Below are 2,209 nucleotides of genomic sequence, written 5' to 3'. Positions count from 1 at the left end.
CTTCTCCCCACTTAAGAGTGAGGACATCTCCATCCGAAACCGGTCCTACCCCCGCTGGCGTACCCGTGTAAATGATATCTCCTTGATCCAGTCCAAGATGTTCGGAAATATAAGCAATAATCGTTTCCAAATCAAAAATCAGATCACGCAGATTGCCGCGTTGTACTTGCTCTCCATTTTTCAGCAAGGAAAAATCAGTTTGGTGCAGCTCATGGATACCAGGGAAAGAATGAAATGATGTCAAAATAGCTGAATTTTTAAACCCTTTTGCCAACAACCATGGATGCCCCGCTTTCTTCAGCTCGCTCTGAACATCCCGCAAAGTAAAGTCAATCCCGAGTGCTATTTTGTCAATCATCTCGTCAAGTGTAACGCCAGCCTCGTAAGGTCTCGCGATGTGAATCACAAGCTCCGCCTCATAATGGAGCTCTCCACGAGACGCAGGAAGGTCAATGGTCTTTCCATTTGCCAGTGCAAGCGCATGTGTTGGCTTATCAAAGATCATTGGCTTGGTCGGCACATCGTTCCCCAACTCCGCAGCATGCAATCGATAGTTCCGACCGATACAGTAAATATTTTTGACTGACTCCATTTTGTCCTCTCCTTTGCTGGCTGTCTCTTTTTTCACTATATCATGGCTGCATGGCGTATTACAGCTTGTCTTGTTCGTCCTCATCCATGCAGTTTCCATAGCCAGGCCAAAGACGGGCATTTCCTCGTGCCTCTACTTCAATCACGGTATCACAAATAGATTCCAACGCACTCTCCAGATCCATCTCTTGCTCAGAGCTCCAGGAAAATTCGTAATGAAAAATTACTTGCTGCTCTGTCGCTTCGGAGAGGACAAAGGCAAACCGCTGTTGTTGTTCCACGACATGCTTTCTAGCTTCAACCGTTGCTTCTACCGAGAACAAACCATCCCATTCCGCAACCTTATATGTAGAAGTAACATCAATCCATAGGGAGGGAGTATCATTCGTCCGCCGGAAAATAACAGAGTCCTCCCGATAAAACCCGTAGCCAGAGGGCAGCGCACCCGAGAGCTTAAATGGGATTCCTACCGGCAAATCATGTGGCTTCAATGCGTGGACAAGTCTCCCAGGCAAAAGATAACACCCATCCTGCTGGCGGTCTAACCGTTCTCCCATGACGAGAACCTCATGATCGTGTGAATCACCTGTCACCTGAACAAACATCACGGCACCTCCCTCTAAAACAGTATGGTCAGGAATGCATGACTCAAAACCAAAACACCATCCATTTTTTTCCTGACAAAACGCCGAAAAAAACAGGGTTCATCCATAGGATGCCCCCTTTATTCCTTCTAAGCTACGCTCGTATGATCGCAATCACAATATGTTCGTCATCGTATGATTTTGCTTTGATTTTCACAGGGAAATCATACAAGTTGGTAAATTTAAAGTCCTTATAGCCATACGCTACTGTGGCATCTTGACCCGCTGGTACGTATCCCACTGATTTGCTGTGGTTATGCCGTTCCACCATGGTCATTCCTGCTTCCGCAGCTGCATTGTAAAGCGTGCTGGAAACCTGGCAAATCCCGCCTCCATAGTCATCGACGAGCTGGCCGTTCTGAATAACCCCGGCTTGTTGCCAACCATCCTCTGGCAAATTCGAATTTCCCACTATTTCATTGAAAGAAAACACCTGTTGCGGCTTGATTTTTTCATTATGAATCTTGCTCAATGCTTGCTTGATGTTATGTTTGCGCGCATCTGTGCTGTTTTTCATCGATGAGTAATAAAAGCCGAGAACCTCCTTTTTCTTGAGGTCCATTTTCTCCACATACTTTTCCTGTAACTTTTCCTGCAACTCGATAGCAGGAGATAACGGGTCTAATTGTAACGCCATTGCATGCTCAGGCGCGTAGTTCATACCGAGCGAGAATACAAGGGCCACTGTAGTCAAAGTGATCAGCCAATGCCGAACTTTCTTCATTTCTACTTCCTCTCCCACATTTGTTGATCGATTTGCTGACGCGAAGTTCCCGATTGATATCGTCTATCATTGTTTTTATGCCTTGCCTCTTACAATGTTACGTATGGGAAAAGCGACAATCAACCTGCAAATGTTGGGCTTTTTGTCCTACAGCAGTTCTACTCGTCGTCCTCATCGATAACCCCAAGGGCTTTGTTCTTTTCTTTAAAGCGCTGGTTATGAGAAGAAACGTACGCCATCCGATCTGCTA

General features: G+C 45.9%; 3 protein-coding genes. All 3 read right to left on the bottom strand.

What is annotated here, in order from left to right:
* Positions 1 to 592 (bottom strand): fumarylacetoacetate hydrolase family protein (locus tag C7R94_RS28770; protein WP_106785938.1); only part of this gene is annotated, 592 nt, incomplete at its 3' end.
* 58 nt (positions 593 to 650) lie between these two features.
* Positions 651 to 1,196, bottom strand: coding sequence for a hypothetical protein (locus C7R94_RS28765; RefSeq protein ID WP_106785937.1), 546 nt, complete (start codon positions 1,194 to 1,196; stop codon positions 651 to 653).
* Between the two features lie 133 nt (positions 1,197 to 1,329).
* Entirely contained in the window at positions 1,330 to 1,959 is a 630-nt protein-coding gene (locus C7R94_RS28760) for a VanW family protein (protein ID WP_106785936.1), read from the bottom strand.
* Positions 1,960 to 2,209: the final 250 nt, after the last annotated feature.

It is taken from the genome of Brevibacillus sp. NRRL NRS-603 (assembly GCF_003013445.1).
Classification (GTDB): domain Bacteria; phylum Bacillota; class Bacilli; order Brevibacillales; family Brevibacillaceae; genus Brevibacillus; species Brevibacillus formosus.
Note: the sequence above shows the minus strand (reverse complement) of the source record. Positions and strands in the feature narration are given on the sequence as shown.